The 26374-nt window shown below is 65.2% G+C and carries 12 protein-coding genes; 2 read left to right on the forward strand and 10 right to left on the reverse strand.

The genetic code is table 11. The features are described from left to right. The first annotated feature begins 87 nt into the window (after window positions 1-87). Window positions 88-828: a 7-carboxy-7-deazaguanine synthase QueE gene (locus QUV11_RS06125; protein ID WP_300881084.1), complete on the forward strand. Its 741-nt coding sequence runs from the start codon at window positions 88-90 to the stop codon at window positions 826-828. On the opposite strand, the gene QUV11_RS06130 is transcribed toward QUV11_RS06125, so the two are convergent. The 5 genes from QUV11_RS06130 to QUV11_RS06150 form a co-directional block, all read right to left on the reverse strand. After that, window positions 829-2535 carry a DUF87 domain-containing protein gene (locus tag QUV11_RS06130; RefSeq protein ID WP_300881085.1) on the reverse strand — a complete coding sequence of 569 codons (1707 nt, stop codon included), beginning with the start codon at window positions 2533-2535 and terminating at the stop codon, window positions 829-831. Between the two features lie 106 nt (window positions 2536-2641). Then, a complete protein-coding gene (locus QUV11_RS06135; protein ID WP_300881086.1) occupies window positions 2642-3406 on the reverse strand; it encodes a TIGR02186 family protein in 765 nt (254 codons plus the stop codon). Then, window positions 3403-4320: a sulfite exporter TauE/SafE family protein gene (locus QUV11_RS06140; RefSeq protein ID WP_188512633.1), complete on the reverse strand. Its 918-nt coding sequence runs from the start codon at window positions 4318-4320 to the stop codon at window positions 3403-3405. Before QUV11_RS06140 ends, QUV11_RS06135 begins: the two co-directional genes overlap by 4 nt. A 160-nt stretch (window positions 4321-4480) precedes the next feature. Beyond that, window positions 4481-5083, reverse strand: a complete 603-nt coding sequence (locus tag QUV11_RS06145) for a hypothetical protein (protein WP_300881087.1) — start codon at window positions 5081-5083, stop codon at window positions 4481-4483. Window positions 5084-5618: 535 nt separating this feature from the next. Further along, entirely contained in the window at window positions 5619-7163 is a 1545-nt protein-coding gene (locus QUV11_RS06150) for a DUF389 domain-containing protein (protein ID WP_300881088.1), read from the reverse strand. Window positions 7164-7304: 141 nt separating this feature from the next. On the opposite strand from QUV11_RS06150, the gene QUV11_RS06155 reads away from it, so the two are divergent. Then, entirely contained in the window at window positions 7305-8618 is a 1314-nt protein-coding gene (locus QUV11_RS06155; protein ID WP_300881089.1) for a hypothetical protein, read from the forward strand. A 131-nt stretch (window positions 8619-8749) separates the two neighbouring features. Here QUV11_RS06155 and QUV11_RS06160 read toward each other — a convergent pair whose 3' ends face one another. The 5 genes from QUV11_RS06160 to QUV11_RS06180 form a co-directional block, all read right to left on the reverse strand. Beyond that, a complete protein-coding gene (locus tag QUV11_RS06160) occupies window positions 8750-9172 on the reverse strand; it encodes a VOC family protein (protein ID WP_300881090.1) in 423 nt (140 codons plus the stop codon). A gap of 13 nt (window positions 9173-9185) precedes the next feature. Next, window positions 9186-9707, reverse strand: a complete 522-nt coding sequence (locus QUV11_RS06165) for an invasion associated locus B family protein (protein ID WP_300881091.1) — start codon at window positions 9705-9707, stop codon at window positions 9186-9188. 24 nt (window positions 9708-9731) lie between these two features. Next, window positions 9732-23585, reverse strand: a complete 13854-nt coding sequence (locus tag QUV11_RS06170; RefSeq protein WP_300881092.1) for an MBG domain-containing protein — start codon at window positions 23583-23585, stop codon at window positions 9732-9734. Next, window positions 23582-25318, reverse strand: coding sequence for a ShlB/FhaC/HecB family hemolysin secretion/activation protein (locus tag QUV11_RS06175; protein ID WP_300881093.1), 1737 nt, complete (start codon window positions 25316-25318; stop codon window positions 23582-23584). The genes QUV11_RS06170 and QUV11_RS06175 overlap by 4 nt, the downstream gene beginning before the upstream one ends. 335 nt (window positions 25319-25653) lie before the next feature. Then, the gene (locus QUV11_RS06180; protein WP_300881094.1) at window positions 25654-26361 is read right to left on the reverse strand and encodes a methyltransferase domain-containing protein; all 708 of its coding nucleotides are present in this window, start codon (window positions 26359-26361) and stop codon (window positions 25654-25656) included. Between the last annotated feature and the right edge of the window lie 13 nt (window positions 26362-26374).

A 26374-nucleotide genomic window follows, 5' to 3' on the forward strand; every position in this document is an offset into this window, starting at 1 on the left:
TCTGTCTGCGACGGGTGCGGCCAGTCTTTTTTGGTCGGTTTGCTTTGTTTGGCAAACCGGCGGCTTTTTCGCTAAAGGCCGGGGCGCATGACCAGATTGCGCCTTGCCACCACGACACCGGGAGAGCCCGAGATATTCCATTCGCTGCAGGGCGAGGGGATATCCGCAGGCAGGCCGTCGGTGTTCGTTCGCCTGTCGGGATGCAATCTCGCCTGTCAGTGGTGCGATACGCCCTACACCTGGTATTTTACGGGCCATCCGGGCAAGCATCGCGGGGACCAGACCTACCAGCGCCGCGACAACAGCGTGACCCTCGATATCGCCGATGTGGCCGATCAAATCGCTGCCCATGAGTGCCGGCATATCGTCTTCACCGGCGGCGAGCCGCTGCTGCAGCAGCCCGCACTCGCGGCGCTGTGCGATCTTTTGGGGCCGGATTATCATATTGAGATCGAGAGCAACGGCACGGTCGCGCTGGCAGCGGGCTTTGATCGCCATGTCGATCAGCTCAACCTGTCACCCAAGCTTGCGCATTCAGGCAATGATCCGGGCCTGCGGATGAATGAGGCAGCGCTGGTGGCCTATGCCCGCGACACCCGCGCTTGGTTCAAGTTCGTTGTCGCCCAGCCGCACGATGCGGAAGAGATCACCGCTTTGGCCGACCGCTGCGGCATCGCTTCGGACCGCATCCTGCTGATGCCCGAAGGCACCTGCGCGACCGATCTGCACGCACGCAGCCGCTGGCTGGGGCCCTTGTGTCTCGAGCGTGGCTGGCGCTTCACCGACCGGCTGCACATCCATCTGTATGGCGATACGCGCGGAACATGATCAGCGTAGGGCAGTGAGGTTGCCCTGATTGCGCCAGCGGCCGACAACACGGGCGACCATCTCCTCTTCGCCGCCGTGCTGACACCACAACGTGCTGAACAGTGGATCGTCCGATGCCGGGCGGCGGGCCTCGGCCAGATCGTCGAACGACACGCGAATCGGGATCGACACGCCCTCGCCGCAAATGATGCACTCACGGTTGCGCAGCGCGGGGATCGAATCGAGAAAGCCACGTGCCCCTTCGGGCATCGCCGAGCGGACATGCGCCTGGTCGCGGTCGTTGTTCAAACGCATCGCGATGATGGTGCCACACTGCGACAGCACCCCTTCGGAAAGATCGGACGGACGCTGGGTGATCAGGCCGAGCGATACGCCGTATTTGCGGCCCTCCTTGGCGATGCGGCTGAGCACATTGCGCACCGCGCTGTGTTCGAGCACCCGGTCGGAAGGAATGTAGCGGTGCGCCTCTTCGCACACCAGCAGCACCGGGGTGATCTTGTCCTTGCGGCTCCAGATCGCAAAGTCGAACACCATACGGCTGAGAACGGCGACAACCGTCGAGGTAATGTCGGAAGGAACGCCGGACACATCGATGATCGAGATCGGCTTGCCATCGGCGGGCAGGCGGAAAATCCTGCCGATGAAGTCGGCCATATTGTCCCCAACTAGCATGCCGGAGAACATGAAGCTGTAGCGCGGATCGGCCTTGATCTCCTCGATCTTGCCCTTGATCCGCAGGAACGGCGCGCTCGATGTCGCCTTGTCCAGCCTGCCCATCTCGTTCTGGATGTTGGCGACAAGGTCGGACAGCATATAAGGAATGGGGGTATCGACCGTCACGCGCGAGGCGCCCTGCGCCGCCCTGCCCTTCAGCCGCGCGGTCAGCAGGCACTTGGCCAGAATTTCGGCATCGGTCTGCCGCTCGGCGCCCGAGGAGGTGAGGAACACCTCGCAATGCTCCTCGAAATTCATCAGCCAATAGGGCATCGACAGATTGCCGACATCGAACAGCGCGCCATTTTCGGCAAAGGCAGTGGAATACTCGCCATGGGGATCGACCATCACGATATGGCCTTCGGGCATCATATCGCAGATGCGGTGAAGGATCAGCGCGGCAGCGGTCGATTTTCCGGTGCCTGTGGACCCAAGCAGTGCAAAGTGCTTGCTCAGCAGCGCGTCAACATACAGTGCCCCGCGGGTGTCCAGGGTCGGATAGACCGTTCCCACCTCGATATGCGGACGGGCATCGGCAGCGTAGACCTGTTTCAGGTCGGCGCTGGTCATCGCGAAGAGCGGCGTTCCGGGGACCGGATAGCGTGTCACCCCGCGCCGGAAGTTGAAGATTCGCCCGGTCAGCTTTTCCTCTTCGCCCTCGCCGAGAAAATCGATCTGGCAGACGATCAGTCCGGCTTCGCGCTGGTGCATCCGCTGCGTGCGGACATTGGCCACCAGCCAGCGTGCACCCATGCGGATCTTGACCTGGCTACCCACCTGGCCTGCCATCGACACGCTGGGATCCTTGTGCGTCATCAGCGTGGCAAGGCGACTGGCATCGAGCAGCACCTGCGAGCTCGACCCGGCAATTTCGATGACCTCGCCGATCTTGAGATGCTCGACAGGACGGTGGACCGTCCGCTCCAGCGAGGGAAGGTCGGCAGGGTCGGCTGGTGCGCGATCCTGGAAATTGCGGGGATTAAGTTCAACCATCGCGCCGTCCGGAGCCTTTCTGAAGCAGGTACACCCCGCTCTCTAACCGGATTGGGTAAATTTTCCCTCTATGCTGAATGGCTTGGATGGACGGCAGAAACCCGCATCAAATCTTGCGGAACACCACGCCGCCCAGCCAGCCGAGCAACAGGGAGATCAGCACGGCACTGACGCCATAAAAAAAGGGCTGATATTCCGCCATCGTCGCCACAAACCGTTCGAAGCCAAACTTGCGGATCTCGATCTCACGCACCGCTGCGGCGAGAACCTGACCATCCCGGACGAGAAACGTCTCTGCCGTGTAGGTGCCTGTGGGAACACTGGCGGGAATCGAAAGCCGTGCCTGATACAGCACGCCTTCCAGGATCTCGACGCTGCCTTCCTGCTGCTTGTAAAGCCCTTCGCGCCGGTTGAGGTCGACCAACCCGGCCAGAAAGCGCTGCTGCTCCTTGGGATCGATCGAGCCGGCGGGCGACAGCTGCAGGTTGGGCAGGCCGAATTCGTAAATGGCTGCGGTGCGCTCATCGACGATCTTTTCGATCGGGCGCGACGAGGCCAAGGCGTAATATCCGGGTGCCGAACGGAATTCGGTGCTTGCAGCGTTGATCCATATCCCTGCTATCTGCTGCTTCTCGCGCAGGATGATCGACTGCGGCGGGCCCTTGAGGATCACCACAATATCGCTGTTGCCCGAAGGCGGGGTACCGCCGGGGTAGACGATCGCGCCGAACAGCAGCAGCTCTGCGCCGGTAAAGCCGTACTGGATCTGGATGTCGCGCTGCGACACTTCGGGCACCAGCACCGGTTCGGTCGCAGCAGAGGTCATCAGCCACGTCCCCAGCAGCAGGGCCAACCACCGCAGCGCGCTCATGGCAGCAACTCTACCGAATAGATTTCCGCCGGGCGGAAGCCCAGCCCGATCCCCAACCGCAAAGCCACCAGCAGCACCAGCACCGACAGCAGCAGTCGCAGATATTCGGGCGGCAGCTTCTGCGCGAAACGCGCTCCGATCTGCGCGCCGGTGACGCTGCCGATCAGCAGCAGCACTGCAAGCACGATGTCCACCGCTTTGGTGGTCAGGCTGTGGACCATGGTCGAGGCGAGGGTCACGAACAGGATCTGGAACAGCGAGGTACCGACCACGACCTGCGCGCCCATGCCCAGCAGATACAGCATCGCAGGCACCATCACGAAGCCGCCGCCCACGCCCAGCAGGATCGTCAGGATACCCGTGGCAAAGCCCAGGATCAGCGGCGCGAGCGGCGAGATGTACAGGCCCGAGCGATAAAACCGCCAGCGCAGCGGCAGGTTGGCGACCAGCGGGTGATGCCGCCGCTTCTTGGCGGGCAGCTTTTCGCCGCGCCGCATCGCCAGCACGCTGGCCAGGCTTTCGCGCGCCATGATGCCGCCGATCGACCCTAGCAGCAGCACATAGACGATGTTGATCACGGTATCGATCTGGCCGAGCTGCTGCAGCGCCCGGAACAGCGCGGCGCCGGCAAACGTTCCGAATATCCCGCCGACCACCAGCACCCCGCCCATCTGGTAATCGACCCCCTTGCGGCGGCTGTAGGCGATGACGCCCGACACGCTCGATCCGGTGACCTGGGTGGAGGCGGAGGCCGCCGCCACGGTCGGCGGAATGCCGTAGAAGATCAGCAGCGGTGTGGTGAGAAATCCACCGCCCACCCCGAACATCCCCGACAGAATGCCTACAAGCCCGCCCAGCCCGATGATGACGAAGCCGTTGACCGAAAGATTCGCGATGGGAAGATAGACGTCCATGGTGTGCGATCGACGCTAGACGCTTTGCAGGCTCAGCAGAAGGGGGCACGCGCCCTTCAACGCGCACCTTGGGCTTAAAAACCGGTGGACAGCGTCGCTGCCGCGCCCGAAGCGGGCTGCGCGTTGCCATCCACCCGCTGACGCCAGTCGAGCGCGACCGTCATCTGGCTGTCCCCGAGTGGCATCGCCAGCGCTGCGCGCGGCCCCATATCGACCCAGTGGACCCAACGCAGCGCACCATCGGAATCCGATTCCTGCTGGCCACCGGCCCAGAGCCCGCCGCCCACCGATACAGTATGCCGATCGCGCGCCGCAACCTGCCGCGTGGACACCATCTGCCCATCGAAAACCCCCGGCGGGTGTTCAGGCCGACAACACCTGCCTGCGCAAAGGCTTTGACCTTAATCTGGCTACGGCCCAGCCTGGTGGCACCACCGGACACCAGCATCGCTGCGAACCGGGCCTTCTGGCCTTCGAAGAGGCCGAAGCGCCGCTCCACAGCCAGCTCGAGCGGAATGTTGCCCCATGGCCGCGCAGTGATGCCCAGCGCCAAGGTGCGGTCATCGGCACGTGCAAGTGCAGTGGCAGCGCAGGCATAGAGCGCAGACGCCTGCCCGCCATCGCCCAGGGCATGGCGCACGATCAACCCTGCCTGACTGCCGCCATACTGAGCGCCCAGCGCCAGCGCTGCGCTTCCGCCATTGGGGCGCACCAGCGACCAGGCATAGATCCACCAGCTTTTTTGTCGGGCCTGCAAAGCCAAGGCCCGGCCCCTATCGCCGCCGCCATGATCGCAAGGACATTGCCGACATGAGCGCGAGGGATCGACCACAGCGCCTGACGACAGCCAATTTGTGCTGCTACACGAATACCGCACCACCATCCGCCACGCCAGCATCAGGCCTGCCGATCAGAAGGATGCTGAACACCGGGTAAAGAGGCGCAGGCGGATAAATGCCGGCACCCGCACACGCACCTGCGCGGGCGTTCAGCCAGCACACGAGCCCGCAATACCCCGCGATCACTCGCATCGCCAACAGCACAGAACGCCGGTCGTGCGCGCGCATCCAGATACCGGCGGTGCTGCGGCCCTAAACGGTACGCTCCCAGCCGCTAATTGCGTTGTAAATGGTCCATCGGGTCTTTTGCCGCACCGACGCGGTCGGCTCACCCGGAACATAGAAACAGGTTGCGATTAGATCGCCCGCCGCTCTGGTGAATGTGAATGCGAAAGGTGATCGCCAAGTTGCTGTTCGGCCGTCCCAAGAATTCCGCCCGGCGGGCCGGTCATCGCCCTGTCAAAGCGCCCAGGCCATCGGCAGGGAGCCGTCTGAATTGCGCGATCCGCTACTTTGTGCCTGAATGCCTGCTTCGCGCAATTTCGTCATAACATAATCGGTGGCATCGCCGCTGCCTCCTACCGTCACCGTCAGCCCCGTGCGCCGCCCCGCCCAGATCGCCAGCGCAAGGTTCGATGCCCCTTGCGTGTCGGGCGCGTCGCCATCGAAACTGACCGAGGGCAGCGGCACGGGGGGCGGGATCAGCTGCATCTGCCATTGCGGCTCGGCCTGGGCGAGACGCTGCTCGAGCGCACGATAGGTGGCAAGGCTGGCCCCGGGCAATGGCAGCGCGCGGACCTGCGCCAGCCTCTTGTCGCGATCCACCAGCACCGCATCGGGCGAAACGCCCGCCATGATGGCCAGTTCGCGCCCGACCAAAGCCACGGCCTGCCGCTCCTTGCTGGCCTTGTCCCGCGCGGACGCCGAGGCGAGCTGGGCCGCTTCGGCATCCCCTGCCGCGGTGCCGACCCGGAACTGGTCGAGGCTCAACTTGACCGGCCGTTCCAGCAATTTCTGCAGCGAGGCTTCGCCCAGCCGGGCCGCGTCGTTGCGGTATTCGGGGGTCAGGATCGTCGCCCTGACCAGCAGCGGATCGGTCGAAAAATCGATATCGAGCTGATCGATCTTGGCCTGGCCGGGGAATTGGTCGGCCAGCGCATCGCGCGTCTGACGCTGGGCACGGGCTTCCCAGGCGATCTGGCTGAGCGAATAGCCCAGCGGGATGGCCAGTGCCAGAAAAGCGGCGGTAATGACCGCCGCCTGGACGCCGCTCTGGCGGCTGGTCAGCTTCGGGCCGAACCCATACAGCCGCGCCATCACGGCAGCGGCGATCGCGATCGTCATCAGGTTGGTGACGAACAGCATGAGCGCCCCGAAGAATACCGTTCCGTTGAGCGTCGCCAGCCCGAAGCCGACGGTGGCCAGCGGCGGCATCAACGCGGTGGCGATTGCCACGCCGACGATGGTGCCTTCGCGCCCGCGAATCATCGCATAGGCGCCGGCAAGGGCGGAAAACAGCGCGACCAGCAGATCGAACAGGTTGGGCCGGGTGCGCGCGACGATTTCGGGCGTGATGTCCTTGATCGGCGAGAAGAACACGATCAGCGCGGTAAACAGCACCGCCAGCAGCACGCCGCCGGCCAGGCTCATCGCCGTGCGGCGGATCTCGTTGCCGTCGACCAGTGCCATCCCGAAGCCCAGGCCGATGATCGGGCCCATCAGCGGCGAGATGAGCATGGCGCCGATCACAACCGCAGGCGAGGACAGCAACAGCCCCAGCACCGCGATGCCTGCCGACATCAGAATCATGAACGCATAACGCGGGGTCAGCCCGGACTCGTCATCGACCTTGGCGATGACCGCGCGGTGCTCGATCGAGGGGATCACCGATCCGCGCCACCATCGGCCGAGCGGGCCGGCGATCTGCACGGCAAACGCTTCGAGGCGACCGGCAATGCCACCGCGTCTTTGCGCGATCACAGTCTGGTCGGGCTGGTCGGTCATCGTCTCTCACCATCTGCGGCCTGGCCAGGGGTGGACCGGCTAAGGCTTTGGCGATAGACGGATAAGGCCCGCCGTGCCAGATGCCCGCAGCGTTTTTTGCCGCGACGCGACCGCGAATGACAGTAAAAAGGTGACACAGCCATGACCAGGATCAACCGTTTCGGCCTGCTGGTGCTTTTGCTGCTGTGCGCGGCTTGTGCCCCCAAGACCGGACCCCAGGCGACGGCCAGCACAGATCCGATCGACGATATCGCGCGGCAATATGTCATGCTTTCGCTCGAAATCGGCACGCACGAAGATGGCTATATCGATGCCTATTACGGCCCGGCGGAGTGGAAACGTGCGGCCGAGGCCTCGCCGCGCGCGCTACCTGCGCTCGCCCAGGCAGTCGATGCGCTGGACGGGCGGATCGCTGCACTTGATGTGACCGGCCGCGAAGCGATGGTACAGCGCCGGGTCACGTTCCTGCGGGCCCAGCTCAACGCGGCGCGGACCCGGCTGCGGATGCTGCGCGGCGAGACATTGAGCTTCCGCGAGGAATCGCTCGGCCTGTTCGGCGCCACCCCGGACATCCAGCCGCTGGCAAGCTATGACCCTGTGCTCAGCCGGATCGAGGCGCTGCTCCCGGGCGCGGGCACGCTCGCCGAGCGGGTCGATGCGTTCCAGGAGCAATTCGTCATTCCCGCCGACCGGCTGCAACCCGTGTTCGACCGCGCGATCGCCGAATGCCGGGCGCGCACCGCGGCCCACATCCCGTTGCCCAAGGGCGAGAGCTTCCGCATGGAGTTCGTCACCGGCAAGCCGTGGAGCGGGTACAATTATTATCAGGGCAACCTCGCCAGCCTGATCCAGATCAACACCGATCTGCCGATCCGCATCAGCCGCGCGGTCGATCTGGGCTGTCACGAAGGCTATCCGGGCCATCACGCGCTCAACTATCTGCTCGAACAGCGACTGATGCGGGGACGCGGCTGGATGGAATACAGCGTCTATCCCCTTTACAGCCCGCAAAGCCTGATCGCCGAAGGCTCGGCCAATTACGGGATCGACCTGGCGTTTCCCGGCGACCAGAAGCTCGCCTTCGAAATGCGCGAGCTTTATCCGCTGGCGGGACTGGCCACCACCGATGCGGCGCGTCTGGCCGCGCTGCAGGAGGCGTTGACCGGCCTGCGCGGCGCGCGTTTCACGATCGCGCAGATGTATCTGGATGGCCAAATCGACCGCGATCGTGCCATCGCCCTGACGCAGAAATACCAGTTGATGAGCGAGGCGCGGGCAAAGCAGTCGATCGGCTTTACCGACACCTATCGCAGCTATGTCATCAATTACGGGCTGGGGCAGGACATGGTGGGCGAATTCGTCGAGGCCGCAGGATCCGATGCCAAATCCCGCTGGGCGGCGATGGAACGCGTGATCAGCGAACCGACTTTGCCCGCTGATTTGGCGGTGCGCTAAGCACCACTTCCGTCATTCCCGCGAACGCGGGAATCCCGCTATTGCGCCAAGGGCAGCGCACAAGCGGGACCCCCGCCTGCGCGGGGGTGACGTGGTGAGATGCAGCCATCCAAGGCTATTGGAACGCCCGGTCAGCTTGCAAACAGCATCGCGTCGTCGGCAAACGCCTTGAACTCGAGCGCATTGCCGGCCGGGTCGTGAAAGAACATCGTCGCCTGTTCGCCGACCTGGCCGGCGAACCGGATATGCGGTTCGATGACGAAGCGCGTCCCCGCCGCATGCAGCCGCTCGCCCAGCGCCTGCCAATCCGTCATGGTCAGAACGACGCCGAAATGCGGAACCGGCACATCATGGCCATCGACGGGATTGTGGTGCGCTCGCGCGCCGCTGGCTGCGGGATCGAGATGCGCGACGATCTGGTGACCGAACAGGTCGAAATCGATCCAGTGATCGGACGATCGTCCTTCGCCGCAGCCCAGCACATCGCGATAGAAGCGCCGCGCGGCGTCGAGGTCATCGACCGGGAAGGCGAGGTGAAAGGGTCTGAGAGCCATGAATACGCGCGGCTCAGAAAGTCGCCAGCGCGGCGCCGAGCCCGGTGGCCACGACGTTGATGACGATCGGCTTGCCTTCAAGGTCGAGAAATACCAGTTCGAGCTTCTGCGCTTTCTTGAGGTGGTCCATATCGGCAACGGCCAAGGGCTTTTCCGCAATGCAACCTTCGGGCAGGCAGCGGCTGAACACGATCTGGTCGATGCCCTTTGCCTTGTCGCCGTCGATCTGGATCAGCGCGCCGGTGTCCAGCCGCACGCCCAGCGGTACCTTGACCAGCAACCCGGTCTTGCCGGTCGACTTCTGCTTGGCGATGGCGACGCGGATCACTTCCTTGCCGTTGGCCTCGTCGATCAGCGACTGGACGGTATCGCAGATTTCGGCCTCGCCAGCGCCCTTGCATCCGGTGGTCCAGGGCTTGGCGCCATCGGCCACCTTCTGGGCGGCGGCAGGCGCTGCCTGCTGCGGCGCCTGCTGGGCCGCCAGAGGTGCGCCCATCAAGGCAACGGGCGCAAGACAGATAAGGGTGCGGAGCATGAAGCGCATCACATCAAACTTTCTTCATTGGGCGGGCTGAAACGTCCACAGCGGTACCGGCGCAGCCGAGCACAGGCTGATATACGTACAGCCGGTACGCTGTCCACCGCCCCGCGACGGATCGCCGGGCTGCGCGGAATCGAGCGGACGGGTTTCGGGCGCGAGCAGCACCGGCAACGGCGCGGCCAATCCCTGGAGGACCTGGAGCGGCGATGTCGCATTGGGGGTCTCCGGCATCGCAACGCTACCCTGACCGGGCAATGCGATCACCGGCGGAGGAGGGTTTGCCGGCACAGGCGTCGATGGCGCTGCATCCGATCCAGCCCCGGGAGGCTGGGCCACCGGGTCGTCGCCGGTCGTTCCGCCCCCGGCCGGAGGCGGCACGATAACGGGAGGATTGGCGGCTGGCGGGTTAGCGGCCGGCGGATCCTGCGTCGGTGGCATGATCGGTGCGAGCACGGTCATCACGCCGGGACGGTAGGTGATCTGATAGTTGCGCGCGGTACCGCGCGAGGCGTTGATGACATACTGGCCGGAGGCAGCGCTTCCGCCACCCGACGAGCGCAGCACCAGCCCGGTGACGACATCGCCAGTATCGCCATTGCGCAGGCCCGAATAGCTCACCGTCAGCACCGGATCGCCGCTGCCTTGCTCTGTCACCAGGCTGTTCGCGGTGATCAGCAGCCGCGCGCGATCGATTGTCAGGCGACCGGCCGTGTAAGCGAAGTCGTAGTTCAGCGCTGAAGCACCCGATGCGGTGATTGCGTAGCTGCCGACATCCGAGCCGATGGAGGCAACGGTGCCGAACGTCAGGCCGCTGACGACATCGGCGCGATCGCCGTTGCGGAAGCCTGTGATCATCGCGCCGAATGCGGGGTTGTCCAGTCCGTATTCACGATTGGCATTGCTGACCCGCACCTGCAGCAGCGCCTTGGTGATGGTCAGCGTGCCGGGGATGTAATCGAAACGGTAATTGGCCGCCGTGGCTCCCGATCCGGTGATCACATAGTCGCCGACGTTAGTCCGCACGATTGCCCCGGTGCGCAGCCTGAGCCCTGAGACCACCGCATCGGTGTCACCATTGCGGAACCCGGTGATGCTGGCGGTCAGCGCGGGGTTGGCAGAGCCATACACCCGGGTTTTGCTGTCCACGGTCACCGTGAGCGGCGCAGGCGTGATCGCCAGCGTGCCGGGGATGTACGCGAAGTCATAGTTCAGCGCGCTGCCGCCTGATACGCCTATGCTGTAATTGCCGACACCCGATGCATTGGTCGCAGGGGTCGCAAGCACCAGCCCGCTGATCACAGATGCGGTGTCGCCATTGCGAAGGCCAGCGATCGTGCTGGTCAACACAGGATTGGCAAGGCCGTATTCGCGAGCCAGGCTGTCCGCGCTGATGGTCAGCAGCGCCCTGGTGATCGTCAGCGTGCCCGGCACATAGGCGAAGTCGTAATTGGTGGCAGATGCCCCCGATCCGGTGATGACATAGCTGCCGACATCCGATCCCGCCGTGGCGGGGGTACCGTACACCAGCCCGGAGATCACGCTCGCGGTATTGCCGTTGCGCAGGCCGGTCACCGATCCGGTGAAGCCCGGGTTGGCCAGGCCATATTCGCGCGTCGCATCGTTGGCGGTCACCGTCAGCAGCGCCCGCGTGATCGTCAGCGTACCGGGCGTATAGGCAAAGTCGTAATTCGCCGCCGCGCCGCCCGATCCGGTAATCGCGAACGTGCCGACGTCGGACGCGGCGGTGGCCGCCGAGCCGTAGACCAGACCCGAGACCACGCTGGCGGTATCGCCCGCGCGCAGCCCTGTGATCGATCCAGTGAACACCGGGTTGGCGAGGCCGTATTCGCGGCTCGCATCGTCGGCGGCAACGGTGAGCAGCGCCCGCGTAATCGTCAGTGTGCCGGGAACATAGCTGAAGTCGTAATTGGTGGCGGACGCCCCCGAACCTGTGATGGCGTAGCTGCCAATGCCCGAGTTGAGCACCGCGTTGCTGCCATAGACCAGCCCCGACACCACGCCGTCATCGTCGCCATTGAGGAACCCGCTGATCGAACCGGTGAACGCCGGGTCGGCAAGGCCATATTCGCGCGTGGCATCGTCGGCGATCACGGTGAGCAGAGCCTTGGTGATCGTCAGCGTGCCCGGAACATAGGCGAAGTCGTAATTGGTGGCAGATGCCCCCGATCCGGTGATGACATAGCTGCCGACATCCGATCCCGCCGTGGCGGGGGTACCGTACACCAGCCCGGAGATCACGCTCGCGGTATTGCCGTTGCGCAGGCCGGTCACCGATCCGGTGAAGCCCGGGTTGGCCAGGCCATATTCGCGCGTCGCATCGTTGGCGGTCACCGTCAGCAGCGCCCGCGTGATCGTCAGCGTACCGGGCGTATAGGCAAAGTCGTAATTCGCCGCCGCGCCGCCCGATCCGGTAATCGCGAACGTGCCGACGTCGGACGCGGCGGTGGCCGCCGAGCCGTAGACCAGACCCGAGACCACGCTGGCGGTATCGCCCGCGCGCAGCCCTGTGATCGATCCAGTGAACACCGGGTTGGCGAGGCCGTATTCGCGGCTCGCATCGTCGGCGGCAACGGTGAGCAGCGCCCGCGTAATCGTCAGTGTGCCGGGAACATAGCTGAAGTCGTAATTGGTGGCGGACGCCCCCGAACCTGTGATGGCGTAGCTGCCAATGCCCGAGTTGAGCACCGCGTTGCTGCCATAGACCAGCCCCGACACCACGCCGTCATCGTCGCCATTGAGGAACCCGCTGATCGAACCGGTGAACGCCGGGTCGGCAAGGCCATATTCGCGCGTGGCATCGTCGGCGATCACGGTGAGCAGAGCCTTGGTGATCGTCAGCGTGCCCGGAACATAGGCGAAGTCGTAATTGGTCGCGGTCGCGCCCGAGCCGGTGATGCTGTAGAGTCCGGCATCGGATGTGATCAGCGCATCGCTGCCATAGACCAGCCCCGAGATCACGCTTTGCGTGTCCGAATTGAGCAGGCCGGTGATCGATCCGGTGAACAGCGGATCGGACGCGCCATATGGGCGGCTGGCATCATCGGCGGTCACCGTCAGCAGCGCCTTGGTGATGGTCAGCGTGCCCGGAACATAATCGAAGTCGTAATTGTCGGCAAAGGCCTCGCCCAGATCGATGGTATAGCTGCCCACGTCCGAGGTGATGTCGGCGATGGTGCTGAAGCTGGGGCTGGACAGGATCACGCTTGCGTCATCGCCGTTGACGAAGCCCGAATAGGTGACCGTGAACGCCGGATTGTCGAGACCATATTGCCGCGTCTGGTCGTCGGCGCGTGCGGTGAGCAGCGCCCGCAGCGTCGTCAGCGCGCCGGTGACGAAATCGAAGCCATAGCCGACATCGGAGACCAGCGTGCCGGCATCGATGAAGATCGTGTCGGTGCCGGCATTGCCCGAAGCGAAATCGAACAGGTTCGGCGCGCCGCTGAACGCATAGGCCTCGCTCTCGCCATTGACCAGTCCCGAGAACTGGAAGCCATAGGCCGGCGTTGCCTCGCCATAGGTCCGCGTCGCATCATCGGCGGTGAAGGTGAGGATCGGCTGGCGGGAGAAGATGAACAGGTTGCCCGGCTGGGTGATGGTGTCGGGCTGCGCCAACACGAAATTGCGGTTATACAGATTGTTGCCGGTCAGGCCGCCGCGATCGATAACGTCATAGTCATCCGAATAGACCAGGAAGCGGCCACTACCGGTCAGGTTGAAGACACCGGCGCCTGCCAGATTGGTAAACACATCGCTGCGCACGACAATGGCGTAGTCAGGGCCACTCGCGGTCAGCACCGCCCCTGGCAGAAGCGTGACACCGGCGTTGCCCGACATCCCGGCATTGAGGACTTCGATCGCGCTGGCCGTGACCGACCCCAGGCTGATGGCACCGGACTGGAAGAACGTGTGATCGTTGCCCGACGAAATGCCGACACCCACAAAACCGGTTCCGGCGTCGATGAAGCCGCCCGGGCCGAAGGTGATCACCGCATCGCCTGAATCGCGGAAGGCATCGACCACGCCATTGGCCACGAGATCATTGGCGATCAGGTTCACGCTGCCGTTATCGGAGACGATCCCGGCGTTGACGAAGATCGAACGGCCCGCCCGGAAGGTCAGGAAACCGCCGTCGCCCGAAGGGTTGTCGACGAGAATAGCGGCATTGACGGTGATGTCGTTGTTGGCCTGCAATTCGACACCGGTGCCGCCGGACAGGATCGCGGCGAGCGCGCTGGCGCTGATCGTCACGTCCGCGCCGGGATCGTCGCCAAATCCGAACCCGGGCAGTACGCTTTCGCCCAGCGAGAAGAAATAGGCCGCGCCCGATGCTTCGGCCTGACCATCGGGTCCGTTGCTGCGCGGCGCGCCGACAACCAGGCGCCCGGCGTCGATCGACAGACCGAGGCCGAAATCGCTGTCGAGCGTGTCTGCAACCGCAATGTCATTGGGGCCGGTGACGTCGGCCCCGGCGCGGAAATCCAGACCGGGCGCTGCAAAGCTGGGGTTGGCGAAGCTGAACACATAGGCAATGCTCGAACCGAAGGTGCCCGCCGCCAGGCTGAGCCCGTCGAGCGCGACCGACGCGCCGAAACCGGCCAGCCCGCTGAGCGAAAGGTTGTTGCCGCCGGCATAGCCCTCGCCGATGGTGCCCACCAGCGAACCGCCGGTCAGATCGCTGCTCGCAAAGGTGAACAGATGCACCGCGCCGGCCTGCGGAGCCGCGTTGGTGAACCCGCCATCCAGCGCCGCGCCGACAGCGAGCCGATATCCATCCAGCGCCACCGACGAGCCGAACCGGTCCGCCGCATCGAGGACGGCCGAAAGGTTGACGTCGCCCGCGCCATTATACCCGGCGCCCATCGTCCCGATCAGCGCCGTACCGGTGAACATGTCGTCGGCAAAGCCGAACAGATAGACCGCACCGGAACCCGCCACATCACCGCCAAAGCCGTTATCGTTGGGCGAACCCACGGCAAGACGGTTGCCGCTCAGCGATACGGCGGTCCCGAAGCCCGCGCCGGCTGCCAGCGCGAGGTTTAAGTCGCCGCCACCGAGATAGCCATTGCCGATCCGCGCTATCTGGGCAGGGTCGCTGAAGGCCGCGTCGCTGAAGCCGAACAGATAGACCGCGCCGGACAGCAAGGCGCTGTCCCCCTCGCCGCCATCGAACGGCGCGCCGACCGCCAGCCGGTTGCCGTCGAGCGAGACAGCGGTGCCGAAAAGGTCGTCGGCGGCCAATCCGCCGACCGAGAGGTTCTTGCCCCCCGAATAGCCCGCGCCGATGACACCCTCGAGCACCGGTGCGGCAAAATCGGCATCGGCGAAGGTGAACAGATAGACCGCACCCGCGTTAGCCACAGCACCCAGCGCACCATCGTCGCCCGGCGCTCCCACCGCCAGCCGGTTGCCATCGAGCGAGAGCGAGCGACCGAACGCATCGAACGCCCCATCGGGACCCTGCGCGCCGTCTGGAAATGTCAGGTCGATTCCCAGGGCCGAGCGATAGCCCGCGCCGATCGTGCCGGCCAGCCTTCCGCCCGTGAAAGCAGGGTCGTCGAAGGTGAACAGGTGCACCGCGCCGATGTTGAAAAAGGCATCGCCCGGACCATCGTCGGATGCGGCCCCCACCGCCAGGCGATTGCCATCCAGCGCCACCGATATGCCGAAATCGTCGAAGAACCCGAGGTCTACACCGACATTCTTGCCGCCGGAATAATCCCGCCCGATGGTCGCCTCGAGCACGGGACCGGTGAACTGATCATCGGCGAAGCTGAAGGCGTAGACCGCACCGGCCCCGTCTGTGTCATTGAAGGCGCCATTGTCCCGCGTCGCGCCAACGACAAGGCGGTTGCCGTCGAGCGACACGCTGGTTCCGAAATAATCGCCTGAAGACAGCTGCGACAGATCGATGTCGTCCGCGCCGGAATAGCCGAAGCCGATGGTCGAGCGCAGGCTGCCGCCGCCGAACTGATCGTCGGCAAAGGCGAAGGTGTACACCGCACCCAGATCGAAGACACTGGCGGCGATCCCGCCATCGTCCAGCCTGGCACCGACCGCCAGTCCGCGCCCGTCCAACGCCACCGATGTCCCGAAGACATCGCCCGACCCCAGCATGGTCATGTCGATATCGCCGGGCTGGGTGTAGCCAAATCCGATCTTGCCAACCGACGTGATCGCAGAGGGAATTGGCCCTGCAAAGCTGAACAGATACACCGCGCCGGCTTCGTTCACATCGCCTTCGACACCATCGTCGCCCGGCGCTCCGACCGCCAGCCTCAGGCCGTCCAGCGCCACCGAATGCCCGAAAAGGTCTTCGGATGTGTTGCCGGGATCAAGATCGATGCCCGCACCGTAACCCTGCCCGATGGTCGCCTGCAACGACGGCGCGGCAAACATCGCGTCGGCAAAGCTGAACAGATACACCGCGCCGGCGTCGAACTCTTCATTGGCGATGCCGTCATCGCCGATCGCGCCGACCGCCAGCATCGTGCCATCGAGCGATACCGATGTGCCGAAGAGATCAAAGGCCCCGAGGCTGTCGACCGAAAGGTTGCTGCCGCCGCTATAGCCCGCGCCGATCACCGAACGCAGCACCGGCGCGCCGAATGCAAGATCGCCAAAGGTCAGCAGATAGACCGCGCCCGACAGCGGCCTCAGACCCGCCGCGCCGTCATCGTCAGGCGAACCGATCGCCAGCCGCAATCCATCGAGCGACACCGAAGCGCCAAAACGCTCGTCAAAGGCTATGCCATTGGCGGCCAGCGAGCTGCTCAGCCCATTGGCATAGCCGCTGCCGATCGAACCTGCGAGCGACAGCCCGGTAAAGGCGGTGTCGGCGAACGTGAACAGATAGACCTTGCCGATCCCGAAACGATCAGCCGTGACACCGTCATCGCCCGGAGCACCGACGACCAGCCGCCCGGCATCGAGCGCGACGCTCGATCCGAAAGAATCTCCCGGGGCCAGCCCGGTGATCGAAAGATTGCTGTCGGTGCCCGAATAGCCCGCGCCGACTATCCCCCACAAAAGCGGTGCGGAGAAGTCGGTATCGCCGAAATTCAGCAGATAGACCGCGCCAGCGTTCGGGCCGTCTTCCAGGATACCGCGATCACCGCGCGATCCGACGGCCAGCGTGGTGCCGTCGAGCGAGACCGCGCCGCCGAATTCGTCGAACGCGTCCACGCCCAAGATCGACAGGTCGTTCGAACCGCTGATGTAATCGCGGCCCAGCGTCGACGCGAGCGAGATGCTGGCAAAGCTGGTGTCGGCAAAGTTGAAAAGATAGACCGCGCCGGCACTGTCTGCGTCATTGTTGGCGCCATCATCGCCCGAGGCACCCACCGCGAGGCCCAGGGTGCCGAGCGATACGGCGGATCCGAACTGATCTCCGGTTTCCAGCGTCAGGCTGAAATCGCCAGCGAGAATGTTGTAACCATCGCCGATCGTCCCGGCTCGCTCGCCGCCATTGAAGATGCTGTTGGTGAAGGTGAACAGATAGGCCGCACCGGTATTGGTGACGTTGTTGCCCTGACCGTCATCGCCGGGAACGCCGACTGCCAGTTGGGTGCCGCGCAGCGACACGCTGGCCCCGAAGCTGTCACCCAGGGTGAGATCGCCGACCGAGACGTTCTTGAACCCGCTATAGTCGCGGCCGACCCGCGCCTCGAGCACAGGGCTGGCAAAGCCGGTGTTGGCGAAGCTGAACAGATAGACCGCGCCGGCATTTGCGGTGTCATCGTTGGCGCCATCGTCGCCAGGAGCGCCGACCGCCAGCCGCAACCCATCCAGGGCCACCGACGCGCCGAACATGTCGCCATCCTCGAGAACGGCGACATCGAAATTGCCAGCGCCCGTATAGCCCTGGCCGATGATGCCGGTGACGGTCGGGGCGGAAAAAGTCGCGTCGGCAAAGGTGAACAGATACGCCGCGCCGAACGTCGTGCCGGGATCCCCGCCGATGCCCGCCACGTCGGGGGCGCCAGGCACGCCGATGACCAGCCGGTTGCCAAGCAACGCGACCGACACGCCGATATTGTCGCCGGGGTCGCCCAGCAGGTCGAGGTTCTTCTGCGCGCCATAGCCCGTGCCGATCGTGCCCCTGAGCGCAAGGTCACGCAAGCTTCCGCCATCGAAGCTGAACAGATAGACCGCGCCGGAATTGAAGCTGGTGTCGGCAAAGCCGTCCGCGCCGACTGCACCTATCGCGAGCCGGTTCTGGCTGAGCGCTACCGACGAACCGAACTGGTCATCATTGTCCATCTCGCCCGGCGCATAGTCCAGGAAATCGGTATAGCCTGCACCGATGAGGCCATTCAGCGAGAACCCGCCCTCGTCATCGTTGAACACATAGACCGCCCCTGTGCCCTCGCGCAGATCGCCCGCACCATTGTCGCCGGGCGCGCCCACGGCCAGATACGAGCCATCGAGCGCGAGCGACGAACCGAACCGCTCGGCACTGCCGATCCCGTCGATATTGAGGTCGAGGCTGCCTTCATAGCCTGCTCCGATCGTGCCGATGAGCGAACCCTCACCAAAACCGGGGCTGAAAAACCCGAACTGATAGACCGCTCCGGCGCCAGACAATCCGTTCCCATCGCCCTGATCGCCCGGCGCGCCGACGAACAGCCGAAACCCATCCTGATCGAGGGCGACCGCGCTGCCGAACAGGTCGCCTGAATCGAGCTGGCCAACGTCGATATCCTTGATGCCCGTCGCGCCCGCGGCGACATAGCCTTCAAGCTGCCCGCCATTGAAAGCTGCATCGGCAAAGCTGAACAGATAGGCCGCGCCGGAATCGAACACGCCATTGCCCTGCCCGTCGTCGAACGGGGCGCCCACCACCAGCGCGTTGCCACGCAGCGCGACCGACGCGCCGAAATTGTCGAAATCCTCCAGCCCGGCCATATCGATGCTTTGCGCGCCGACATAACCGGTGCCGATCTTGCCGACCAGAGCCCCGCCACCGAACTGCGCGTCGCTGAACGTGAACAGGAACACCGATCCGACGTCGAAGCCCGGCGGATCGCCGTTGCCCCGGTCACCAGGAACGCCGACGGCCAGCCGGTTGCCGTCGAGCGAAAGCGCGGAGCCGAACCGGCTGCCGAAATCCAGCGGGACCGAGACATTCTTGCCGCCGGCATAGCCATCGCCGATGATCGCCTCGAGCATCGGCGACCGGAACGCCAGATCGGCAAAGCTGAACAGATACACCGCGCCCAGGTCCACGCCCGATCCCGCGCTGCCGCCATCGCCGGGAACGCCGACCGCTAGCCGCCGTCCGTCCAGCGCCACGGCCGCGCCGAATTGCGGCCCCAGGAAACTGCCCGATGACGTAGGAAGCGACAGCGAGAAGTTCTGCTGCCCCTCATAGCCCGAACCCAGCGTGTCGATGAGCCGCGGCTCGGCAAAACCCGCGCCGCCAAAGGTGAACAGATAGGCCGCGCCGGATCCCGGAGCGCTGTCGTTCGGCCCCGAACTGTTGGAGGCGCCTGCGACCAGCCGGTTGTTGTCGAGCGAGACGGCACTGCCGAGCTGGAAGCCAGCCTCGATCGCGCGCAGCTTGAGCGAATAATCGCCCGCACCGGCATAGCCCGATCCGATCTGCCCGGTCTGGGTTATGCCCGAGAAGCCGCTGCCGCCGAAGGTGAACAGGAACACCGCGCCGGAATTGCCCTCGAAGCCGCTGGCACCTGCATCCCCCATCGCGCCGACGGCGAGCTGCCGCCCCTGCAACGAGACCGACTGACCGAAACGGCTGCCGCCAGGCACCGAAAGGTTGAGGCCCGGCGGCGTGAAATCGTCGCTGCCCAGGTAAAACGCACCGATCGTGGCATCGAGCGTCGCATTGGCATAGGCCGTGTCGGCAAAGCTGAACAGGAACACCGCGCCTGGATCAAAGAAATCGTCCATGAACCCGTCATCGCCGGGCGCGCCGACCGCCAACCGCAGCCCGTCCAGCGCCACCGCGCTGCCGAACCGGTCGCCACTCGAAAGATCAGCGAAATCGGCGTCGCTGCCACCCTCATAGCCCTTGCCGATGGTCGACAGCCTGATCGGGGTGGCCGAGAAATCGGGCGAGCCCAGATCGAACAGATGGACCGCGCCTGCATCGAACGCGGGAAGCACCGGATCGGTACCCGCATCGCCTGCCGCGCCGACCGCGATGAAGTTTCCGTCGAGCGATACCGCGCTGCCGAACTGTGCGCCCTGAGCCGAGATCGATCCCCCGGTGAACGTCTCGAAATTCAGCACACGGGCCAGCGCGCCCGCATCGAACGTCGTGCTGCCGAAGGTGAAGAGATAGACCGCGCCGGCGTCCAGATCGCCCGAATTGTTGTTCAGGCCGTCGTCACCCGGCGCCCCCACTGCCAGCCTCAGCCCGTCGAGCGAAACCGAGGTGCCGAACATGTCGCTCGCGTCGAGCCGTGCGACCGACAGGTTTTTGCCGCCGCTATAGCCCGATCCGATGACCGACTGGAGCACCGGCGCGCTGAACTGCGCATCGCCGAAGGTGAAGAGATAGACCGCGCCGGCATTGGGGTTGCTGTTGCCCGCGCCATCGTCGAACGGCGCGCCCACCGCCAGCCGGTTGCCATCCAGCGCGACCGAGGTGCCGAAGCCGTCGAACCGTTCCAAGCCTTCGCCGGCCAGCGACAGGCCGGTGAAATCGCGATATCCTGCGCCCAGCGTCCCGACCTGCCGGCCGCCCTTGAAGGTGGCTTCATCGAAGGTGAACAGATAGACCGCACCGGCATCGGTTGTGGCGTCGTTTTGCCCGTCGTCATTGGCCACGCCGATGACCAGTCGATTGCCGTCGAGCGCCGCCGCACCGATGGAGTCGCCAGCACCATAGCCCGCCAGGGTCAGATCCCCGAAGGCGTTGCCGTAGTTTGCGCCGATCGTGGCCCTGAGCTGCGGTGCCAATCCCGGGTCATCCGACAGCGTGAACAGACGGACCGCGCCGGAATCGGGCGCGCTGTTCTCGCCACCATCGTCGAGCGACGCCACCACCGACAGGCGATTGCCGTCGAGCGAGACCGACTGCCCGAAATGATCCGATGGATCGAGAAAGTTCAGATCGACATCGCTGGAGCCGGAATACCCAAACCCGATTCTCGACTGCAGGGTGCCGGATTCGAACGCGGGAGAGTCGAATGCGAACAGATACACCGCGCCTGTGCTGAAGCTGGCATTGCCTTCGCCATCGTCGAACACCGCCCCGACCGCGAGGCGGCTGCCGCTCAGCGACACCCCCGCTCCGAAATAATCATTGGCATCGAGCGCCAGCGCGATGTCCTTCGCCCCGCCATAGCCCTCGCCGATGGTCGCCTCGAGCAGCGGGTTGCTGAACAGGCTGTCGGCGAACGAGAAGAGATACACCGCGCCGGCATCACTGGCAGCGTTGGTTGCGCCATCGTCGAACAGTGCCCCCACGGCCAAACGATCACCGTCGAGCGAAACGCTCGCCCCGAACAGATCGCTCGCCTCCAGGTTCGCAACCGACAGGTTCGCCGGGCCGGAATAGCCCGCGCCCACAATGCCGCGCAGCGTGCCGTTGCCGAATGTCACGTCATCGAAGGTGAACAGATAGACCGCGCCTGCATCGGTCGCGGCATTGCCTTCGCCGTCGTCGTTTCTCGCCGAAACCGCCAGCCGCTGCCCATCGAGCGACAGCGCATAGCCGAACAGGTCACCCGCCTCGAGCCCGGCCAGCGCGATGTTCCGACCGCCGCTATAGCCCGACCCGATGACCGCGCTCAGCACCGGCGCGGCAAACAGGCTGTCGGCGAAGGAGAACAGATAGACCGCCCCGGCGTCAGGCTGGCCATCGTCGGCGCCATCGTCGCCGGGGATCCCGACGGCCAGCCGGTTGCCATCGAGCGAGAGCGCTGACCCGAACCCGTCGCCTGCCGCGATGCTGGCCGGAGCGGCACCTGGCCCTGAAGCGCTGAACGCCTGCAGCACGAGCCCGTATTGGCTCGGCGTGTTGGTGACATCGGCGATGATGATGTTCTTCGGATCGAGCAACAGCTTGCCGCCGCGCTGGCCGTCGCGCGCGGTTTCCACCGTGCCGCGATAGACCAGCGTCTCCTTGCCCGAAATCTCGATCTGGCCACCAAGACCGCCGACCAGGCCACCAAGCGCGATCGCCTTGCCCAGAAACGTCGTCCGCTCGTCCGACCACAAGACGATCTCGCCGGCATTGCCGCGCATGCCGATTGCCGAGACATCGATCGTCACCGCATCGGTTGCGACCAGTGTCCGCGCGTTGGGCAGTTCGTCGAGGCTGAGACCCCTGCCGCCCTGGAACTCTCCGCCCAGCCGCACCCGGCCACCGCGCACGCCACCCTGCGCATAGAATTGCGCCGAGAACAGGTCGAGCCGCGGTGCACTGACATCGATCGATCCGCCAAAACCATGGCTGCCCGATGCGCGGAACCTGCCCGAGGAGATGATCTGGTCGTCCGAGACATAGCGGATCGTTCCGCCGTGCAGCCCGCTCGCATCGATGAACGCATCGCCGGTGTCGATCGCACGGCGCGTGGTGTGGATATCGACATTGCCGCCTTTGCCCAGCCCGGCGTTGACCGTGATCCGCCCGGCGAGCGAGAATCCGCCCGCATCGAGCTGGATCTTGCCACCCGCATCCGCGCCGCTGGCCGAAAGGATCGAGCCGAACGAGAGAAAATCGCTGCCGGTGATGTGCGCGGTGCCGCCGGCCTTGCTGCCATCGAGGTTGATCGTGCCATCGAGAATGGTGCGCGCAGCCGAGATGGTCAGCGTACCCCCGGTGCCGCTGGCCGCCAGCGCCTGGCCCGGCGCGGCGGCGGCATCGCCGTCGAGCGAACCAACCCAGCCGATATTGCTGTTGTTGCCGCCCTTGGCCGGGCGGCCGCCTGTCTGCACGGCATTGGTGCCCGATGACAGGTCCATCGCGACATTGCTGCCGACCTGCACCTCGCCCGGAGCCGCGATCGTGACCTTGGCGGCGATCAGCGAGACCTTGCCGTCGGCGCCGACCTGCATGCTGGCAGCCTGCGGGGTGCCGATGCGCACCGACTGGTTGACCAGATCGCGCGCCGCCGAGGCGGTGATCAGCAGCGATCCGCCGCGGGCATCCACCACGCCGTCGATATCGACCAGCGCGCCCTTGTCGTCGAGCTTGGTGACCGCATCGCCGACCTGGAAGCGGATCAGGTTGTCGCCGTGCAGGTCGAGCGTGAACGCCTGCGCGCCGCCAAAGGCGATCCTGCCCATATGCGCGGTGATGATTCCGTCATTGGCGACCTGCGGCGCGACGAACGCGGCGATGCCCGCATCGCGCACCGTGATCGTGCTGTGATTGATGATCTTCGCGCCGGCCCGCCCGGGCGTGCCGAAGCGCAAGCTTCCGCCCGCCATGAAGGCATCGTTGCCGATATCCGCGCTGGTCGCGACCAAGCCTGCGACATCGACCCTGGCATCCTTGCCGAAGACGATGCCGTTGCCGTTGATCAGATAGACCTGACCATTGGCGGTCAGCTCGCCCATGATCTGGCTGATTTCGGGCCCGGTCACCCGGTTGAGCGCGATCGACCGTGCGCCGGGCTGGCGGAAATCGACGCCCTGGCCCGCGCCGATCGAAAAGCTGTCCCAGTTGATGACGACGCGGTCGCTGGTCTGGTCGATGCGCACCCGGTCGGTGCCCTGACCGTTGATCGTCGCATTGCCCGCGACGACATTGCCGCCCCCGGGGTTGGCCAGTGCCGTCTGCGCGGTGACGATGGCAAGGCCCGCCACCCCGGTGCGCAAGGCGGTCCGCCAGCCTGCACTGCGGCGGTGACGTGGGCGAAGGGTCAGCAAATGGCTCATCGTGTTGCCCCGATCGAGAAGAAGATACGCGGATCGCTGCTGCCATCGGGCGTGAAGCGGGCCTTGCCCGGCCATGCGGCATAGACCTCGCCGAACAGGCCGTAAGGCAGCGCGATGCGCGACCCGCCGCCTGCCGACCACAATTCGGTGACCCGCAGCTCGGCAAAATCGAGCCGCCCGCTCTGGCGCAGGATGCCGGCGTCGACGAACAGGAACGGCTGGACGGTGACCGGGCCGAAGCTCAGCCGGTCGTTGAGTTCCATCGCCACGTTGATGCAATGGTCGCCGCCTGCTGCGCCATAATCATAGGCCCGGCCGAAGCGGTCGCCGCCGAAATTGCATTCGCGCGAGGCTGCCGCGCCGCGGTTCAGGCCCATCTGCGCCTCTGCCGTCACCCGCACCCGGCTGGTGCCGACCAGCGGCGCGTTCCACACCAGCGATGCGGTGGCGGCGGTGAACTCGGGATCGCCCTGGGTACGGCTGCGCAAGGGGTTGAACCGGCCGGTGGCGCCAAGACCATCGATGCCCTGGCTCACCCCCAGTCGGAACAGGCCGATGGTGCCATCGCTTGCCGCCCAGTCATAGCTGCCATAAAGTTCATAAAAGCGGCTGCGGTCATCGATCAGGGTCACGCCGAAGATGCCGCTGTCGGAGTTGATCGCGGTCGCGTCCAGTCCGACGATCAGGCTGGAGTTGCGCGTCCGCCGCAGCGGATAGCTGAGCCCGGCGCGCACCACTTCTTCCTCGCCCTCGAACTGCAGGATCGAGAGGAACCCGCGCACCGCCCGCGACCGGGCACGCGAATAGGACAGGGTGCCGGTCAGGCCATCGTCGGTGATCGGCGCGCTGTACTGGACATAGCCCGAAACGAAGCCGTCGGTGGGCAGGGTCGCGCGCGCATCCAGCAGCAACTGATCGCCGGGGATCAACAGCGAATTGACCGTCACCCCGGCGCGATAGCGCTGCTCGCCCAGATTGTCCCGGATGCGATTGTCGAACTGCGCCTCGAGCACCACCGGGTCGAGATCGACCACCACCAGCAGGCTGGCGGCACCGGGGGTGGCTTCGGATGGGCGGACCACGACCGAGACGTCCATTCCGCCGAGGTCGCCGCTGGTCAGGATCGCGCGTTCGAGTTCATCGACCTTTACCGGACCGCGCTTGATGAGCGGCGTGAACCGACGGCGGATCATGTCGGTCAGCCGCGTCTCCCCGACCAGCCCCGCACCCGATTTGAGCTGGATCTCGATGGCATCGACGCTGCCCTCGACCACCTGGAGCACGACCACGCCATCCGCCACGTCTTGGGTTGGGACGATGGCGAATGACAAGGCATAGCCTGCCTCGGCATAGACTCGGGTGAGCAGGTCGGCGGCGCGATAGATATCCGCCAGCGACAGCTCCTGGCCTAGAAAGGGCGCGAGCGGTGCCTGCAGCCGGTCTTCGGCGATCACATCGAAGCCGACGATGCGGAACCGGGTGACCCGGACCCTCGCGGTATCGTCGATCGCGCTCGGATCAGTGCGCGGCCGATCGATGGTGAAGGGCGTGCGCGGCGTGGACAGCGGCACTTCGGGCTCACGGTTCTCGCGCTCGAATGTGCCGGCAGGCGGGCGAAGCGGGCCGGGAACAGACTGGGCGGCACCGGCTGCAGGCCATGCCATGGCGGTCGCCAGCGCGAAGGCTATACAGCCACGCGACAGGGCGCTGCGTTTGACGCCGAGTGTCAACATCCGCGAAAGGTTCATGCGGGGTGATCGTCCGATTTCCCCGAAGGGCGTTGAGAGGGCGCGACCCCGTCTCGGGAAATCAGAGTGAAACCCCTGTCACCCGGTACCGTGTTGTCGTGATGCAGCTATGCGGCCGATCACAACGCCATCATTACCGGACGATCAGCCGACCACGCAAATCCAATAGGGATTGCGCACCGCCAGCCAATCAGGGGAGGCCCCCGCCTCCTGCCGGAACGCTATGCAGGCAGGGCACAAAAACGCAAGAAAAACCGTCGGTTTGTGGGCAATAATACGGCAGGTCGATGCGCATTTCCCACACCGCGTTCGAGCGGGCGCTAGGCTGCCAGCGCCGCCGCGTTGCGCAGCACCAATGTGCCCGCGCTGCGGCTTTCGCTCCAGCCGCCACGGCGGCGGAACTGATCGGCGCAGTTGGGTTCGAGATAGATGATCGTGACCGGCTGGGTCAGCGCGCAGAGCCGCTCGGCGACCGGCGCCATCACGGCATCGTCGAAAGGATCGTAGAAATAGCACAATAGGGGCACGTCGTTCGGCGGGACATACTTGCGCGCATCCATGCACACGACCTCGATCGGCGCAACCAGCCCCCCTTTCGCCTGCACGATGTCGCGGTTGGCGAGCGCGATCTTCGCCAGTTCGGGCGCGAATTCGACTCCGATCACCCGGTGGAAGCCGAAGCGGGCGGCCTCGAGCAGCGCCCGGCCCTTGCCGCAGCCATAGTCGATGAACACCGTCCGGCCAAAATCCACGCCCAGCTCGGCAAACCAAACCGGCATGTCGGCGCCGTTGCTCGACTGATAGCGCCGGGCATGCGCAGCGACCGAAGGATCGACCTCAAGTGTGTGCAGTTCTCTGATCGCAAAGGTGTCCGTGCCCCAGGTCTGGTCGAACGCCTGGAACTGGCGGTCGCGCGCCCTGGCCCGCGGCGTCATTTCGCGCGCATGATAGGCGATGTTGTGTGCCACCAGACGCACGATCTCGGCGGGTGAGCGGCCCTTGAGGCGGCGGACGAGCGATGTCATCATGTCTGGGCAGGCC

This window comes from Blastomonas sp. (assembly GCF_030373265.1).
In the GTDB taxonomy this organism is placed as follows: domain Bacteria; phylum Pseudomonadota; class Alphaproteobacteria; order Sphingomonadales; family Sphingomonadaceae; genus Blastomonas.

What these genes read in the sequence shown, in the direction of transcription:
- QUV11_RS06125 (WP_300881084.1), top strand. Translation starts at nt 88, where the DNA reads ATGACCAGATTGCGCCTTGCCACCACGACACCGGGAGAGCCCGAGATA.
- QUV11_RS06130 (WP_300881085.1), bottom strand. Translation starts at nt 2,535, where the DNA reads ATGGTTGAACTTAATCCCCGCAATTTCCAGGATCGCGCACCAGCCGAC.
- QUV11_RS06135 (WP_300881086.1), bottom strand. Translation starts at nt 3,406, where the DNA reads ATGAGCGCGCTGCGGTGGTTGGCCCTGCTGCTGGGGACGTGGCTGATG.
- QUV11_RS06140 (WP_188512633.1), bottom strand. Translation starts at nt 4,320, where the DNA reads ATGGACGTCTATCTTCCCATCGCGAATCTTTCGGTCAACGGCTTCGTC.
- QUV11_RS06150 (WP_300881088.1), bottom strand. Translation starts at nt 7,163, where the DNA reads ATGACCGACCAGCCCGACCAGACTGTGATCGCGCAAAGACGCGGTGGC.
- QUV11_RS06155 (WP_300881089.1), top strand. Translation starts at nt 7,305, where the DNA reads ATGACCAGGATCAACCGTTTCGGCCTGCTGGTGCTTTTGCTGCTGTGC.
- QUV11_RS06160 (WP_300881090.1), bottom strand. Translation starts at nt 9,172, where the DNA reads ATGGCTCTCAGACCCTTTCACCTCGCCTTCCCGGTCGATGACCTCGAC.
- QUV11_RS06165 (WP_300881091.1), bottom strand. Translation starts at nt 9,707, where the DNA reads ATGCTCCGCACCCTTATCTGTCTTGCGCCCGTTGCCTTGATGGGCGCA.
- QUV11_RS06170 (WP_300881092.1), bottom strand. Translation starts at nt 23,585, where the DNA reads ATGAGCCATTTGCTGACCCTTCGCCCACGTCACCGCCGCAGTGCAGGC.
- QUV11_RS06175 (WP_300881093.1), bottom strand. Translation starts at nt 25,318, where the DNA reads ATGTTGACACTCGGCGTCAAACGCAGCGCCCTGTCGCGTGGCTGTATA.
- QUV11_RS06180 (WP_300881094.1), bottom strand. Translation starts at nt 26,361, where the DNA reads ATGATGACATCGCTCGTCCGCCGCCTCAAGGGCCGCTCACCCGCCGAG.